Source organism: Pyxidicoccus trucidator (assembly GCF_010894435.1).
GTDB classification, from domain to species: domain Bacteria; phylum Myxococcota; class Myxococcia; order Myxococcales; family Myxococcaceae; genus Myxococcus; species Myxococcus trucidator.
In genome coordinates this window covers 94,026-110,146 of the sequence record NZ_JAAIXZ010000015.1, presented here as the reverse complement: position 1 = coordinate 110,146, position 16,121 = coordinate 94,026, and the positions used below count along the sequence as shown (strand labels likewise).

General features: G+C 71.1%; 12 protein-coding genes. 4 read left to right on the top strand and 8 right to left on the bottom strand.

Annotation, left to right across the window (positions count from 1 at the left end; all coding sequences use genetic code 11):
• Positions 1-89: 89 nt before the first annotated feature.
• On the top strand, positions 90-2,639 hold the full coding sequence (locus G4D85_RS34300; protein WP_164018300.1) for a DEAD/DEAH box helicase: 2,550 nt from the start codon (positions 90-92) through the stop codon (positions 2,637-2,639).
• Between the two features lie 4 nt (positions 2,640-2,643).
• Here G4D85_RS34300 and G4D85_RS34295 read toward each other — a convergent pair whose 3' ends face one another.
• Positions 2,644-3,159, bottom strand: a complete 516-nt coding sequence (locus G4D85_RS34295; RefSeq protein WP_164018299.1) for a hypothetical protein — start codon at positions 3,157-3,159, stop codon at positions 2,644-2,646.
• A gap of 197 nt (positions 3,160-3,356) precedes the next feature.
• On the opposite strand from G4D85_RS34295, the gene G4D85_RS34290 reads away from it, so the two are divergent.
• Both G4D85_RS34290 and G4D85_RS34285 read left to right on the top strand, forming a co-directional pair.
• Positions 3,357-6,026: a phosphoenolpyruvate carboxylase gene (locus tag G4D85_RS34290; RefSeq protein WP_164018298.1), complete on the top strand. Its 2,670-nt coding sequence runs from the start codon at positions 3,357-3,359 to the stop codon at positions 6,024-6,026.
• 30 nt (positions 6,027-6,056) lie between these two features.
• Positions 6,057-6,773 (top strand): hypothetical protein, encoded by a 717-nt coding sequence (locus tag G4D85_RS34285; RefSeq protein WP_164018297.1) that lies wholly within the window; start codon positions 6,057-6,059, stop codon positions 6,771-6,773.
• Positions 6,774-6,782: 9 nt separating this feature from the next.
• Here G4D85_RS34285 and G4D85_RS34280 read toward each other — a convergent pair whose 3' ends face one another.
• The 3 genes from G4D85_RS34280 to G4D85_RS34270 form a co-directional block, all read right to left on the bottom strand.
• Positions 6,783-8,063, bottom strand: a complete 1,281-nt coding sequence (locus tag G4D85_RS34280; protein WP_164018296.1) for an SGNH/GDSL hydrolase family protein — start codon at positions 8,061-8,063, stop codon at positions 6,783-6,785.
• A 167-nt stretch (positions 8,064-8,230) separates the two neighbouring features.
• The gene (locus G4D85_RS34275; RefSeq protein ID WP_205525834.1) at positions 8,231-10,540 is read right to left on the bottom strand and encodes a hypothetical protein; all 2,310 of its coding nucleotides are present in this window, start codon (positions 10,538-10,540) and stop codon (positions 8,231-8,233) included.
• A gap of 93 nt (positions 10,541-10,633) precedes the next feature.
• Positions 10,634-11,518, bottom strand: a complete 885-nt coding sequence (locus G4D85_RS34270) for a hypothetical protein (protein ID WP_164018295.1) — start codon at positions 11,516-11,518, stop codon at positions 10,634-10,636.
• A gap of 206 nt (positions 11,519-11,724) precedes the next feature.
• Here G4D85_RS34270 and G4D85_RS34265 point away from each other — a divergent pair, with 206 nt between their 5' ends.
• On the top strand, positions 11,725-12,090 hold the full coding sequence (locus G4D85_RS34265) for a TIGR02266 family protein (protein WP_164018294.1): 366 nt from the start codon (positions 11,725-11,727) through the stop codon (positions 12,088-12,090).
• Positions 12,091-12,114: 24 nt separating this feature from the next.
• Here G4D85_RS34265 and G4D85_RS34260 read toward each other — a convergent pair whose 3' ends face one another.
• From G4D85_RS34260 to G4D85_RS34245, 4 genes are all read right to left on the bottom strand, one after another.
• The gene (locus G4D85_RS34260) at positions 12,115-12,612 is read right to left on the bottom strand and encodes a GNAT family N-acetyltransferase (protein WP_164018293.1); all 498 of its coding nucleotides are present in this window, start codon (positions 12,610-12,612) and stop codon (positions 12,115-12,117) included.
• Positions 12,613-12,705: 93 nt separating this feature from the next.
• Entirely contained in the window at positions 12,706-13,761 is a 1,056-nt protein-coding gene (locus G4D85_RS34255) for an alpha-ketoacid dehydrogenase subunit beta (RefSeq protein WP_164018292.1), read from the bottom strand.
• A gap of 3 nt (positions 13,762-13,764) precedes the next feature.
• Entirely contained in the window at positions 13,765-14,772 is a 1,008-nt protein-coding gene (locus tag G4D85_RS34250) for a thiamine pyrophosphate-dependent dehydrogenase E1 component subunit alpha (RefSeq protein WP_164018291.1), read from the bottom strand.
• A 144-nt stretch (positions 14,773-14,916) separates the two neighbouring features.
• Positions 14,917-16,032 (bottom strand): M50 family metallopeptidase, encoded by a 1,116-nt coding sequence (locus tag G4D85_RS34245; protein WP_164018290.1) that lies wholly within the window; start codon positions 16,030-16,032, stop codon positions 14,917-14,919.
• Positions 16,033-16,121 lie beyond the last annotated feature (89 nt).

Genomic DNA, 16,121 nt, shown 5'->3' with positions numbered 1-16,121 from the left:
GCAGGAAAGCGTTCTCCTTCACGCACCGTGCGCCAGCAGGCGATTTTTCGCGGTGAGGACCGTGGCCCCCGCCTAGAGTCTGGCGTGTGATGGCCCCTTCCGAGAACCAAGCGCCGCTCGCCGCCCTGCTGCCCAAGCCGGGAGAGCCTCCCCTGGACGCGGACGAGATTCTCAACCGCTTCGTCAGCTACGTCACGACGAACGGGCTGAGCCTCTATCCCGCCCAGGAGGAAGCCATCCTGGAGCTGCTCGCCGGCAAGCACCTGTTCCTCAAGACGCCCACCGGCTCCGGCAAGTCGCTGGTCGCCACCGCGCTCCACTTCAAGGCGATGGCCGAGGGCAAGGTCTCCTTCTACACCTGCCCCATCAAGGCCCTGGTGAACGAGAAGTTCTTCGCCCTGTGCGACGCCTTCGGCGCCGAGAATGTGGGCATGCTCACCGGCGACGCGAGCATCAACCGCAACGCGAAGATTCTCTGCTGCACCGCGGAGATTCTCGCCAACCTCGCCCTGCGCGATGCCGGTGCCCGCGTGGACTACGTCGTCATGGACGAGTTCCACTACTACTCCGACAAGGAGCGCGGCGTGGCGTGGCAGCTGCCCCTCATCGCGCTGCCGGACACGACGTTCCTGCTGATGTCCGCCACGCTGGGGCCCACGAACGTCATCGAGGAGAGCCTCCAGAAGTTCACCAACCGCGAGGTGGCCACCGTGCGCAGCGACCAGCGCCCGGTGCCGCTGGACTTCGACTACCGCGAGTCCGCCCTCCACGAGACCCTCGAGGACCTCATCGCGAAGGGGAAGTACCCCATCTACCTCGTCAACTTCACCCAGCGCGCCGCCGCCGAGCAGGCGCAGAACCTCATGAGCGTGGACTTCTCCACCAAGGAGGAGAAGGAGGAAATCCGCCAGGCGCTGATGGAGGCCCCCTTCGACACGCCCTACGGCAAGGAGTTCCAGCGCTTCCTCCGCCACGGCATCGGCATGCACCACGCCGGCCTGCTGCCCAAGTACCGGCTGCTGGTGGAGAAGCTGGCGCAGGGCGGCCACCTCAAGGTCATCAGCGGCACGGACACCCTGGGCGTGGGCGTCAACATCCCCATCCGCACCGTGCTCTTCACCCAGTTGTTCAAGTTCAACGGCGAGAAGCTGACCACGCTGAGCGTGCGCGACTTCAAGCAGATTGCCGGCCGCGCGGGCCGCAAGGGCTTCGACACCCAGGGCAGCGTGGTGGCCCAGGCCCCCGAGTACGTCGTCGAGAACGTCAAGCTGGCCGCGAAGGAGGCCGCGGGCAAGAAGAAGACGCCCAAGGCCAAGCCCCCGCAGAAGAACTTCGTGCAGTACGACAAGAGCACCTTCGAGCGGCTCCAGAACGGCATGCCCGAGCCGCTCGAGTCGCGCTTCGCGGTGTCGCACGGGATGATCCTCAACCTCCTGCAGAGCGACCACGAGGTGGAGGGGCGGGGCGGTTACCGGCGACTGGTGCAGCTCATCCAGCGCTGCCATGACTCGGACTACCTGAAGCGCCGGCACCTCAAGTCCGCGGCCCGGGACTTCCGCACGCTGGTGGGCGCGGGCATCGTCGAGGTGGAGCGCGGCCAGAATGGCTCCGGCGGCCGGGTGAAGGTGGCCGGAGAGCTGCAACACGACTTCAGCCTCAACCAGACGCTGTCGCTGTACCTCCTGGAGACGCTGGAGCTGCTGGACCCCACCACGGACACGTACGCGCTGGACGTGGTGACGCTGGTGGAGTCGATTCTCGAGAACCCGGACGTGGTGCTCTACGCGCAGCTCCACCAGCTCAAGGGCGAGAAGATTCAGGAGATGAAGGCGCAGGGCGTCGAGTACGACGACCGGATGGAGGAGCTGGAGAAGCTCGAGTGGCCCAAGCCCAACCGTGAGTTCATCTACGGCACCTTCAACAAGTTCGCGCAGAAGCACCCGTGGGTGGGCGAGGCGAACATCCGTCCCAAGTCCGTGGTGCGGGACATGTTCGAGCGCTTCATGTCCTTCCACGACTACGTGCGTGAGTACGGCCTCCAGCGCAGCGAGGGCGTGCTCCTGCGCTATGTGAATGACGTCTACAAGACGCTGGTGCAGACGGTGCCCGAGCGCTTCCGCACGGAGGAGGTGGAGGACTTCAGCGACCACCTGCGCGCCACGCTGCGGCAGGTGGACTCCAGCCTGCTGGACGAGTGGGAGCGGATGAAGAACCCGGAGGCCGCGCTCACCCCGAAGCCGGTGGTGGAGCTGAAGCCGAAGGAGCTCACCGAGGACCCGAAGGCCTTCGCCGCCCGCGTGCGCGAGGAGCTGCACCGGCTGCTCAGGGCGCTGGGCCAGAAGCGCTACCTGGACGCGCTGGGCATCCTGGACAACGCGCTGGGCGAGTGGACCGCTCCCAAGCTGGAGCAGGCCATGGCGCCGTACTTCGAGGAGCACAAGATAGTGGTGCTCACGCCCCAGGCCCGCAAGCCCGCCAACAGCACCATCAAGGAGACGGGGACGCGGCTGTGGAGCGCCCAGCAGCGCATCATGGACCCGGACGGGCACGGGGACTGGATGCTGGACTGCGAAATCGACCTGCGCGACAGGCGCATCGACGACGGCCCCATCCTCATCCTGCAGCGCATCGGGACGTAGGCCCTCAGGTCTCCGAGGCCGGCTGGAGCGACGTCTCTCCGGCCACCTCGGAGGGGGCGCCTTCCGGCCCGGCCGGCGTCGCCTCCGCCACGTCCAGCTTCCCCGTGGCGTCCGGCGCCAGGACGAGCTGCCAGTCGGTGGTGCCGAGGATGATGCGGTCCGTCTCGCAGCGGACCTCCATCTCCGCGTCCTCGAGGGTCCACGAGCCAATCCACACCGTCGTCTTGCGGATGCACTCGGCGTCGCCGCACTCCTCCGTGTCGGCCACCCACACCCGGCCCCCCGGCGCGGCGGGGCAGGAGAGGGGCTCGGCGTAGCGGAGCACGGGGGCGTCCAGCGACTCCGGGTCCTCCATGAAGAACTGCGACTCGTCCACCGGCCCGCCCATGTCGTCCGGCGCGCCTTCCGTGTAGGGCGCCTCTTCGGGGGCCGCCTCGGGCGCCTCGGGCTGCGCTCCGGCCAGGGGCGCGGTCAGCCAGCCACACAGAAGCGTCGCCTTCCAAATCCTTGTCGTCCACATGCCACGGGCTCCCTGGCCGCGGAGGTGTCCGCGGCGCTCGGGAGGGGTGTTGTGCAAGGCGTGGACCGGGCTTCCGTGTGGCTCGGGAGACACGGCGGCGGGCAGGCGGGGCGGCGCGGCGCGCACCGTCCGGTGCCGGGCGATTGTCCCTGAATACCCGGGCCGAAGACGCGGTGCGGCGTTACGGTTCAGGGCGTATGCCCCGACTGCGCTCTCTGGACCAGCCTCTCCGTCGTGATGTCCGCCTGCTTGGCAGGCTCCTGGGGGAGGTACTCGTCGAGCAGGAAGGCCAGGTGCTGTTCGACCTGGAGGAAGAGGTGCGGCGCCTGGCGATTCAGCGCCGACGCGGGCCGGTGGCGGGCCGGCGGGCGGCGGCGGCGGAGCTGGCCGAGGTGCTGGAGCGCCTGCCGCTGGAGCGGGCCGAGCCGGTGCTGCGCGCCTTCTCCGTCTACTTCCAGCTCGTCAACCTGGCAGAGCAGCACCACCGCATCCGCCGCGCGCGACTCCACGCGGGCGCCGCCGCGTCCAAGCCCCAGCGTGGCTCGCTGGAGGCGACGCTCCTGAGCCTCAAGGCGTCCGGCGTGCCGGCGGAGCGCGTGCGCGAGGCCCTCCGCACCCTGCGCGTGACGCTCACGCTCACCGCGCACCCCACGCAGGCCGTGCGCCGCACGCTGCTGGAGAAGCTCTACCGCATGGCCGGCCTCCTGGAGGAGCGCGACAGGTGCGAGCTGACGCCCCGCGAGTCCGCCGACAATCTGGAGTCCCTGCGCGAGGAAATCACCACGCTGTGGCAGACGGACGAGCTGCGCCGCGAGCGCCCCACCGTCGGCGACGAGGTGAAGAACGTCCTCTGGTACGTGGAGGAGGTGCTCGCCGAGCAGCTGTCCCTCATGCCCGAGGTGCTGGACTGGGCCTTCGAGCGCGCCTATGGCGAGCCGCTCGGCGCGGTGGACTCGCCCGTACGCGTCCACTCCTGGGTGGGCGGGGACATGGACGGCAACCCGCTGGTGACGCCGGAGGTCTTCGCGGACACGCTGCGCGCGCACCGGGCCCGCGGCCTGCGCCTGCTGCTGCACGAGCTGGAGCGGCTGGGCGGCCGGCTGTCCCAGTCGGCGCGGCACGCGAGGCTGTCTCCGGAGCTGGAGGCGTCCCTCGCGCGTGACGCGGCGGAGCTGCCCGAGGCGGAGCGCCGCCAGGGCCCGCGCACCACCGGCGAGCCTTGGCGCCACAAGCTGCGCTTCATGGAGGAACGGCTGCGGCGCGCGCTGGACTATGTGACGGCGCAGCGGACGGGCGCGGCCGGGACGATGCCCGAGGGCGCCTACCGCACTCCCGAGGCGCTGCTCGCGGACCTGGACCTGCTGGCGCGCTCGCTGGAGGAGGCGAAGGGGGAGCGCGCGGGACTGCGGCAGGTGCGGCGGCTTCGGGAGCAGGTGCTCGCGCTGGGGCTGTCCCTCACGGAGCTGGAGGCCCGCGTACCGGCCGAGGACGCGGTGAGCGCGGCGGCCTCGCTGGATGGAGGGCCCCCACCGTCGGAGGGCGGAGCGCGGCTGCTCGCGGTGCTGGCGCGGCTGCGCGAGGCGCAGGCGGAGTCGGGTGAGCCGGCCTGCCGCACCCTCATCCTCAGCATGGCCAGCACCGCGGAGGACGTGCTCGCGGCGTTCCGCTGCGTGCGCCACGCGGGCCTGTGGGACGCGAAGCGCGGCTGTGCGACGGTGGACGTGGTGCCCCTCTTCGAGCAGCTCGGCGCGCTGGACTCGGGGCCGGACGTGCTGCGGACCCTCTTCGCCCACGCGGAGTACCGCCGGCACCTGGACGCGCGAGGCGTGCAGGAGGTCATGGTGGGGTACAGCGACTCCGGCAAGGAGGTGGGGCTGCTCGCGGCGAGCGCGGCGCTCCAGCGCGCGCAGGTGGCGCTCACGGAGACGGCGCGCGCCGCCGGGGTGCCGCTGCGCCTGTTCCACGGGCGCGGCGAGTCCGTGGCCCGCGGCGGAGGCCCCGCGCAGGAGGCCATCCTCGCGCTGCCCCCGGGTGCGGTGGCGGGCGGGTACAAGGCGACGGAGCAGGGCGAGGCGCTGGACCACAAGTACGCGCGCCCGGAGCTGGCGCGGCGCACGCTGGAGCTCGTCCTGGGCGGCGTGCTGCTGCACACGCTGGACGCGCAGCCGCGCCCGGCGCCGGAGGACGAGAGCACCTTCCGCGCCGTGTTCGACACGCTGGCGGAGACGGGCCGGCGTGAGTACCGCGCGCTGGTGTGGGAGGACCCGAAGTTCCTGGAGCTGTTCACCGCCGCCACGCCGGTGGAGGAAATCGCCTCGCTGCCCATCGGCTCGCGCCCCAGCAAGCGCAAGGCGGGGGGCCTGGAGACGCTGCGCGCCATTCCGTGGGTGTTCGCCTGGACGCAGAACCGGGCCATCATCCCGGGCTGGTATGGCGTGGGCTCGGCGCTGGAGGCGTACGGGAAGGAGGAGGGCGGGGCGGCGACGCTGAAGCGCATGTACCGCGAGTGGCCCTTCTTCCGCGCCGTCATCGACAACGTCACCATGGTGCTGGCGAAGTCGGACATGGCGATTGCCGGGCGCTACGCGAAGCTGGCCCCCGCGTCCACGCGGGCCCTGTGGCGGCGCATCCAGCAGGAGCACCGGCGCACGCGCAAGCAGGTGAAGCGCCTCACCGGGGAGTTGCGGCTGCTCGACAACAACCCGCAGCTCCAGCGCAGCATCTCCCTGCGCAACCCCTACGTGGATCCCATGTCCTTCCTCCAGGTGGAGCTGCTCAAGCGCAAGCGCGAGGGCCAGCCCGAGTGCGACCGGCCCCTGCTGCTCACGCTCAACGGCATCGCCGCCGGCATGCGGAACACGGGGTAGGCTGGCACAGGGGACAGCGAGGAGGACGGGATGCCCAAGGACTTGTTCAGCGTGGTGGAGGTCAACCCCAGACACGGCTTCGCGCGGCTGCGCCCGGACGTGGGCGAGGGCCTCCTGCACGCGCCGCTCTACCCCGAGGAGGACTCCGGAGAGCCGCCGCTGCAGCTGCGCGTGGGCGACCGCGTGACGGGGCAGCGGCGCGGCCAGTCCGTGTCCGAGGTGGCGTGGGTGTCCCGGGCCGAGCCGCCCTACGAGCTGGTGGAGCGGATGGGCGAGCTGCTCGCGAAGCTGGAGCGGTGGGAGGTGCGCATCCCCGCCACCGCCTTCGACCTGGCCGAGCACCACTGGCGCGAGAGCCGGGAGGATCCGCTGCGCCTGGAGCTGCTCGCGCAGCTGCCCTCCTTCTTCGACCTGGAGCTGGTCCACCCGTACGAGGACGCCTCGCTGCTGGAGCGACTGGAGGCGGCGATGCAGCCCTACCTGCCGGGCTTCCAGGTGCAGCCGCTCCAGGGGCGCGCCGCCTTCCGGGTGCAGCCGGGCGGCACCGAGGTGGAGGCAGGCGAGGGGAGCCGCGAGGCCCCCGGCCCCACCTTCGCTCCGCTGCTCGTGCGGGTGAATGCCCTGCTGGAGGAAGCGGGTGCGCCGGTGCGCTGGGTGCCCAACGAGGGCGACTGGATTCTGGCGCCCCCGGCCCTGGCCGAGCTGCTGGTGCTGCACGGCGTGCTGGGCCCTCGCCCGGCGGCCTGACGGCGGAGGCTACAGCTCGCCCCGCTCGCGCAGGGTGCGCACCACTTCCGTGGCCATGACCTTGTGGCCCTCGGCGTTGGGGTGGATGCCGTCGGCGACCAGCCCTTCCAGGAAGAGGTGCACGTTGTCGGGCCGGCGCGTCACCGACTCCAGGTCGATGAGGTCCGCCCCGGTGCCGCCCTGGCGCAGCCAGTCGTTGAAGGACACCCGCTGGGACTTCACCACCGCGTAGGGGCTGTGGTTCGACTTCTCCTTGGGCAGCAGGGTGCTCACCCAGACGCGGCAGAAGGGCCGCAGCCGCTCCACCATCCGCAGCATCCGGGCCTGGAGCTGCCCCAGCGCTCCGTCCTCGCCCAGGTCATTGGTGCCCAGCAGGAGGATGCAGTCGGTGATGCCTTCGAGTGTCAGCACCTCGCCGTCGAGGAACTCCAGCGCGTCGTAGAAGCCCTGGCCGCTGACGCCCGAGTTCACCACCGGCACGCCGAGCTGGGCCTCCACCAGCGCCGGCCACGCATTCCGCGCGTCGTTCTTCATGTCCATGTAGCCCTCGGTGATGCTGTCCCCGAGCGCCACGAAGGCCCGCCCCGTGGGGCCCTCCACGTCCACCGTGGCCACGCCCACGGCGCGCTCGAAGGCCGCGCCTCCGAGGGCCGCCGGCACCGCGGAGTAGGCGCCGGAGCGCGCGGAGCTGCCGGGGAAGGCGTCGATGGCGCTCGCCCCCAGCGCGCCCCGGACCTCGAAGCTGATGGCCAGGTCGTCGCGGAACGACACCGGGAAGTCCACCGGGTCCGACGTCACGTGCGTGCGCGCCCCCACGGTGAAGCCCGTCTTCCCGCCGAAGGTGAGCGACACCGGCATGGACGCCAGCGCCCCGTCCGTGCCCGCCTTCGCCACCGTGGCCCGCTGCAGTGTCAGGTTTCCGTCTCCCGAGCGGAACGTCACCCGCAGCCGCCCGCCTTCGCGCGCCACGGGGATGCGCAGGCGGAACGTGGTGATGCCCCCCACGCTGTGAGACCAGCGCAGCGCCTGGTGGAAGCCGGGCTGGAACGAGTTGCCCGGCGGAGCCGGTGCCGGAGGAGGCGTGGCCCGCACCCGGCGTTCATCGTTCAACACCAGTGCGGGGGCCACTTCCAGCGACTCTTCCGGTGAGGAGGACTCCACGGACGCGGGCTCGCTCATGTCCGTTGGAGGTGGTTCCACCGGGAGCTCTCCGGTGGTGCTGTCCGCACACGCCAGCAGCGCACTCCCCGCGCACACCAGGACCCCGAGCCACGCCCGCCACAGTCGCATCCGCACGCCCTCCCGGCGCTAGAGGATGCTCACACCCGACCGCCCTGACGAGCCGGTTGCCGTGGGAGCGGCACGGGGTCACCGGATGCTCGCCCACTCGCTCGCCTTGCGGGTGTGGGGCGTACCGTTCAGCCCCCGACACCGCTTGCGGATACCTCGCGGGCTGCTCAGAGGTTGTAGCCCACGTTTCCGACGGAGATGCTCGGTCCGAAGATGAAGGACCAGTTGCTGGAGGGGACGACGCGGTCCGTGGTGGGGTCTCCATTCGTCCGTCGGGTGATGTCGCCCCGGAACTCGCGCGCCACCCAGGCCTGGGCGCCGACAGCGGCTCCCGGACCGATGGGGACGCGCAGGCCGAGGCCGGCGACGACCGCCAGCGTCGGAGGGAACTGGATGTCGCCCGACTGTGGAACGAGCCCCAGCCCCATCAGCCCGAGCTCGATTCCCAGCAGCCGCTCCTGGCCCTCGCTGTTGAGCAGCGCCAGTCGCGACACCAGGCCGAAGTTGATGCTGAGCTGACCGGAGGGCTCGGTGGCGCGGTAGAGGCCCGCGGGAATGGTGGCCGTCGTGTAGAGCCGGAAGAGGCCGCCGCGGACGATGGCCGTCCACTGGGCGGAAGGCAGGCCCGTGCGGTCCGTCGCGCTCAGGGCGTAGCGGGCCTCGTCCGCGACGTGGGACACCTGGACGAGGATGCGGTCGAACTGCGCCAGGCTCCCCGGGATGGGGATGACGCGCTCGTCCCCCTTCGGTCGCAGGAACATGCGCTGCTCGACCTGACTCTCCACTCGCGCGGAGCCGTCCGGCCGGGTGACGGTGATGCGGAGGACGACCTCCTGGTTGCCTTCCTCGGGCGTCAGGCGCTCCCGGTGGAGGATGACGCGGCAGGTGCCGCGCATCTCGTAGGGGATGCGGTGGGGCCGGCTCGGCGCCAGCACCTCGTCCTGGCCCTGCTTGTTCGCGCAGACGAACTCGAAGAGTTTGTCGACGCGGGCGGGCACGCTGGCCTCGCGCACGAGGCGCTGGACGCGCTCGTCGACGAGGGCCAGGTCCGTGGTGGCGAGCTCCGCCGGCAGCGTCGGCAGGCGGTAGCCGAATCGCAGCGCCACGAAGCCTCCCGCCGTCGCCTCGCCCTGGACGAGGGGGAGGGTGTCCCGCATCGTGACGTCGTAGGCGCCGCTGAGCGCGTGCAGCACGAAGCGGCCCCCTGCCTTCGCTGCCGCCACGCGGACCTCGGCGGGACGGTTGGTGGGGATGAAGTCGATGGGGCCGTGGCCGGGGAGCTCGAGCGTGGCGCGAGGGGCGGGCAGGGGCACCGTCTTCGCCGTGTCCGACGCCACCACCGTCCCATCCTGGCGCGAGGTCAGCGCGGTGATGGTGACCTGCTGGTCCGGCGTCCCGCTGGTGCGCAGCAGCACATAGGTGCCCTCCGCCGTCTTCACCACGCGCTCCGGGCGGGCGCGCTGGTTGTTGATGGTCCAGACCAGGGTGCGCGGGTCGTGCGCGCAGACGGGGTCGAGCCTCACCACCAGCGCCGAGTCCTCCACGCTCCGGAGCACCGTGCCCTCCACGGCGGTGAGCGGACAGGCGAGGACGGGCAGCGTCGCGGACAGGACCTGCTCGAGCGCCTCCCCCCGGGCGAACAGCACCCGGGGCGTGAGTCGCATGCGCAGGGTGATGGTGGCGTCCACGCCGGGGACGTTGCGGACGAAGATGACGCCTTCCCCCACCTCGCAGCGCGCCAGCCCGCAGTCGACGGTGGCAATCGCCTCGGAGTGGCTGACGGCCACGGTGCCGGGCCCCTTCGACACGTCGATGCCGCTGGCGCGGACGAGCGGCTGGGTGAGGACGACGCGGCCGGGGCGGAGCCGCAGGGACTCCGGGTCCACCACGTTTCCATTGGCGTCGTAGGTCGTCACCTCCGGGCCTCGCCGGCCGTGCGGTGGCACCTGGTACAGCGCCGCGTCCACGGGCAGGCCCTGTGCCACCGGCACGGCGCAGTCCGTGGGGCCACGGCCCGTGGACGGCACCGGCACCAGGCACACGTCCTGGCCCTGGACGGGCGCGCGCTGCGCCTCCCCCCGCGGCGGCCCGGCCCAGGCGATGGCCACGTTCAGCAGTCCCGTCCCGCGCAGCTCGACGCGGCCATCGTCCGGATAGAAGGTGGTCGCTCCGGCGTCGATGCGGGGGAAGGGGCCGGTGGCAATCACCGTGACGGTGGCCGTGCTGGTGGCGCACAGGTCCGCGCTCTCGGCGACCTTGAGCTCCAGCGTGCGCGCTTCCTCCTCCACCTTCTCCGGAGGGCGGATGGAGCGCCCATCGGCGCCCAGCGTCCAGCCGCCCCGCACCGGGCCGCACACGACGCCCTTCGCCACGACGTCCACAGTCCGGCCTCCTTCGGGCACCTGGATGACAGGCGCGGCGGCGGACAGTCCGGGAAGCAGCAGCGAGACGAGGAGGAGTGCGCGAGCGGGGTGCATGCCCCTCTTCCCAAAGCGGAGGCGCCCCCGGGGGTCAAGCCCCATGTCCCGGCCCTCCCACCGTGAGTGCGTGGGAGGGGAGGGTAGGCGAGCTCAGGGCACGCAGGCGCCCACGCCGGGGTTGTCATCCAGCGGGCGGCAGGTGCCGGTGGTGCAAGCGGGCGTCCCGGCGGGACGGCACAGCGGGCGGCACGTGAGGCCACTGCCCGTCGTATTCACACAGGTGCTCCCCGGCGCACACTGGTTGCTGAAGTCACACGCCTCACCCTCGCCCCGCGTGCCGCTGCCCGCGCACACCGGACCGGCGGTGGACGGGTAGCAGCCCAGCGGCGACGTGCAGTCCTGGCCGAAGGGGTCACACCGCGCCGACGGAGGGCCACACACCAGCGGCAGCTCCGGCGTACCCTCCAGCCGCAGCACCGTGTTGCACTCGCCCGCGTCCCCGCACTGGGGCGTGGCGTGGCACAGCCTCCGGCAGAAGAAGGCCGTGCCGCCGTCCGACGCCGGCTCGTCCTTGCAGAAGAGGCCCTGCTGGCAGGTGTCGTAGGCGAGGCCCCCATCCGAGGGAGACAGCGTGCACCGCGCGCCCTCGTCCCCCGTGCCCGGCTCCACGCAGCGTCGCGAGGTGGCGCCGCCCTGGCCCACGTACGTGCACCGCTGCCCCTCCGCGCAGTCCTGCAGCACCACATCGCACTCGGCCGAGAAGCACCGGCTGCCCGTGCCTCCGTCCGCCAGGTCCGCGAAGTGGCAGCTCTCGCCGCCCCCGCAGCCCTCCTGCCGCGCCACGTTGCACGCGAAGTCCGAGCCCGGCCCTCCGTCCCGTCCCCCGTCCTCCGGGGTTCCTCCACCATCCGGGTCCGTCCCTACCCCAGCGTCCTCCATGGGGTCCGGCCCGGGGCCGTCGTCATCGTCATCACACCCCGCCGCCCAGAGAGCCAGGGCCAGGGTTCCAGTCAACATCACGAGGCGAGCGCGCATCCCAAGCTCCTGAATCGAAGTACACAGGGACTTAGCCGACAGAATCCGATACAGGGGCCCCACTTGAATCGGGCGTGGAAAGCAGCGGACACTTGGCGAACGCCCGAGACTCCCCGGGGTTGGCCCGGCGCGTCACCCTCAGGGGGCTGGGTGGGCAGTCTGTGGTATCGCCAGTCGCGTCTAACGTGGGGGGTTAGTGGGTGCGCATGACAACCAAGGCGGCGGATGACATGGATGGCGGGGACTTGAGCGCATACGCGAACCGGCGCTCGGACGAGCGCGTCGCCGCTCGGTTCGAGGTCCGCTTCGCGCAGGTCCAGGACGCGGCACGGGCGCTGCGGGCCTACTCGCTCAACATCTCCGCGGGTGGGTTGTGCCTGCGCACGCGCAAGGCCTACGACGTGGGCGCCCAGGTGCGCCTGTCCATGGCGATTGAGGGCGAGGAGTTCCACCTCAACGGCATCATCGCCTGGGTGCGCGACGAGGCGGAGGCCATCGGCGTGCGCTTCACGGACATGCCGGACGAGGACCGCGCCCGGCTCCAGCGCGTGGTGGACAGCTTCAAGCGGTAGCGCCCCAGACGGCGGGGCCGGCCGCTAGCGCTGGCTCTCCGTCTCCAGGTGGCGGAACACGCCCGAGTCAATCTCGGAGAAGCCACAGGCGGCGTAGAAGCTGCGCGTCTCGGGCGTGCTGGCCATGGGCGAGACGAGCTGGAGCTGCTTGACGCTCAGCACCTTGCAGCGCTCCAGAATCTGCCTGATGAGCCCCCGGCCCACGCCGCGCCGGCGCCACGTCTCCGTCACCACCAGCTCGTCCACGGTGGCCACGCGCCCGCGCAGGCGCAGCTGCGGCCGGTGGGAGAAGGAAATCATGCCCACGGGCCGGTCCTGCGGGTCCCCGGCGACGAAGATTTCAATCTCCGGATGGCTGACGACCCAGTGGACCGTTTGCTGGTCCGTGCCCTGGGGATAGCCCAGCTCGCGCAGGAGCAACGCCATGGCTTCGGCGTCGCCCCGACGGGCGCGACGGATGCGGAAGGCGGGCGCATCGGCGCCAACGGACGGGCTGACGGTACGGACGATTGGTTGGGACAAGGCAGTTTGGATTCTAACGACAGGGCCGCCGAACCTACAAAGAGGAACGGCGGCCCGGGGCCCTTCAGGGCGGGGTGACTGTGGGTGCGGTGCTTACGGCTGCTCGGCCGCGAGCGAGCGGATGGCGGCGGTGACGTCGTGCTGCTGGGGCACCGAGGCCATCTCCAGGCCGTCCGCCAGGCCGATGCCGGGGAGGAACTTGCCGGCCAGCAGCCGGGGCGGCGCCAGCAGGGAGTAGAACAGCTCCTCGACGGTGCGGCGCATCAGGTGCTCGCCGAAGTTCGTCACCTCGGTGTCCTCGTTGACGAAGAGGACGCGGCCCGTCTTCTGGACGGACTCCTTGATGAGCTCCCAGTCATACGGCCACAGCGAGCGCAGGTCGATGACCTCGGCGCTGATGCCGTCGTTCGCGAGCTCGGCGGCGGCCTTCGCGCACAGGGGCAGGGTGCGGCCGTAGCTGACCACGGTGAGGTGCGAGCCCTCGCGCACCCGCTTGCCCTTGCCGAAGGGCACCGCGTAGGCCTCCAGCTCGGGCCACTGCGGCTTCCACTGGGTGCGGTCTCCCAGCGGGGCATCAATCATCTTCGACAGCGCGCGGTCATCGTCCGGCTCGCCGGGGATGCGCTCCTCGCCCTTCACGCGCAGCAGCGCCTTGGGCTCCAGGAACATGACCGGGTTCTGCTCCTTGCACGCGGTGATGAGCAGCCCGTACGCGTCCAGCGGCGTGGAGGGCATGACCACCTTCCAGCCGGGAATGTGGGTCATCGTCGCGTCGAAGGAGTGCGAGTGGTAGATGGACCCGCGGATGCCGCTGCCCACCGGCGTGCGCACCACCATGGGCAGGTTCCAGTCGCCGTTGGTGGACCAGCAGGTGTTGCCCGCCAGCTTGAGCAGGTCGATGGTGTTGTAGACGTAGTCGCAGAACTGGATCTCCGCGACGGGCCGGCCACCGCCCATGGCGATGCCCATGGCGGCGCCGATGATGCCGCGCTCATCGAGAGGGGAGTTCCACGTCGTCTTCAGGCCCTGGGTGCAGGTGAACACGCCGCCCAGGGGCATGCCCACGTCCTCGCCGAAGATGTCCGTCACACCGAGGTTCTCCTCGGCGTAGTGCAGGGCCATTCGGATGGCCTGTGCCATGTTGGCCATGGGTTACTTGTCCTCCGCGTAGACGTGCTTCCAGATGGAGTCGGGGTCAGGCTGGGGCTCGTCGCGCACCAGGCGGGCGGCGGCGGCCATGTCCTCGGTGTAGCGGTTGCGCAGGTCGTCCATCTGCTGACGGGAGATGATGCCGTCCTGCTCCAGCCGTGCTTCGAACTGCTTGAGGCAGTCCACCTCGTCGCCCACGTAGTTGGCGCCGGAGGCGGAGGAGTGCCCGTACAGGCGCGACACCATGGCCTCGATGAAGTAGGGCTTGCGCTCCTTGCGCACGTACTCCATGGCCTTCTTCAGCTCCGTGTAGGCCTCGACGGGGTCATTCCCGTTGATGGTCTTCGCGGTGATGCCGAACGCCTTGGCGCGGTCGCTGATGCGCTGCTCGCCGTGCTGGCCGTCTCCCGACGTGGAGATGCCCCACTTGTTGTTGGTGACGATGATGAGGATGGGCAGCGGGTTGGCGGGGCGGCTGCTCCACACCAGGCACGAGGCGAAATCGCCCTCGGCCGTGCCCGCGTCACCGCCGGTGACGATGGTGATGCCGTCACCGCCGTGGCGCTTCTGCGCCATGGCCGTGCCCGGAGCGACGGCGTACTGGACCTCGATGGGCGAGGAGACGGGCGCCACGTTGTACTTCCGCAGCGAGAAGTGGCCCGCGAAGTTGCGGCCGCCGGAGTAGGGGTCCGTGGCCGTGTTCTTCATCTGCCGCAGCGCGCCAATGGGCTCCTCGCCGAGGGCGAGGATGGTGCCGGACTGGCGGTAGTGGGCATGCAGGTAGTCGTACGCCGGGCCCTGCCCCTTCTTCATCAGCATGCCCAGGGGGACGTTGAACGCCTCCTCGCCGGGGCCGCCAATCCAGAAGTAGCCGTGGCCCTGCTTGTACATCTGGATGAGGCGCTCTTCGAGAGCGCGCGTTTTGACCATCAGGTCGTGAATGCGAAGCAGCAGCTCCTTGTCGAGCTGGAGCGGCGCGGACGCTTCTTTGATGAGCTGGGGACGGGACACGCGCGAGCTTCCTCTGGCTGGAGGGGACGCCCCTATAACCCGGATGTGCCCCCTCCGCTCAAGACTGCTGATGGCCTTCCAGGCGAGCCGTCAGGCGGAAGGCATCTCCTTACGCGACGCGGCAATCAGCCGGGCTCATTTGACTTAGAAATTGTCTCGGTGACGCAGCGCTCCGGCACGTGCCGCGAGCGTGACGTGGCCCGTGGCGCCCGCCCGCTCGGAGATGAGGGTCAGGGTGTCGTCGGACAGGTGCGTGGCACGCGGGCCGGCGAGCAGCGCTTCGAGCTCCGTGAAGCGTCCCGTCTCCAGCAGCGCGACGACGAGCGCATGGCCGGTGTCCGGTGAGGGCGAGTCCGCGAAGGCGGACTGGAGTGGCCGCACCGCCATCGCCGCCAGTCCGCTCTCCAGCAGCATGGCTCCCACCAGCGCGGGGTCATGCGGCCCCTCGGGCTCGTCCTCCTCCAGCTCTCGCAGGGACGCGGGGGCGCGGCGCGCCGCGACGCGAGGGGCGTCCCGTGGCTCCCCCAGCAGTTGCTCCACGGAGACGGAGGCGGTGTCCGGCTCACGCCGTGGGGACACCCGGCGCCGGGGTGGGGCGGCGGCGCGCGGGACGCGGACCTCCTTCGGAAGCTGGCGAAGCTGCTCGAAGTTCATCACCCCGAAGAGCAGCGCCAGCAGCCCCATCCACGGCTGGTTCCACAGGACGGCCAGGGCCAGCACGCCGAGCGCCGTGACGATGCCGATGCCGTGCAGCACGCGCTCGTAGCGGTAGCCGCTCCGCGCACGCACCGCCGAGGCCAGCAGGTGGCCACCGTCCAACGGCTGCAGCGGCAGCAGGTTGAACAGGCCCCAGCCAACGTTGACCCACAGCAACTGGCGCACCGCCTCACCCACGAGCCCGCCCTGCTGGCCCAGCGGGGTGAAGCGGGACAGGCCCCAGACGAGGGCTCCCAGCAGGAACCCCATCCCCGGTCCGGCGAAGCTCACCCACGCGGACTGACGATGCGTGAGCCGCTCGGCGTCCCGGCCCGTGGTGGTGCCGCCCATGCCGTGCAGCTCGATGGCCGCGGGGCAGCCGTAGCGGCGGAAGGCCAGCGCATGGCCCAGCTCGTGGAGCAGCACGGAGCCGAAGACGATGGCCACCCACAGCGCCAGCCGAGCGGGCGCGTCGACCAGGCCCCAGCCCGCGGCGAGCGCGATGAGGAAGAAGAACAGGTGGACGTGGACCGGGATGCCCGCCACGTGGAAGTGGGGCCGCATGCGCCCTCAATGCTAACCGGAGGCCCCCGAGGACGCCCGGTGAAGGGCAGGGGACGCCCGCCGTACCCCGCGTGAAGTGGCGCGGGAGC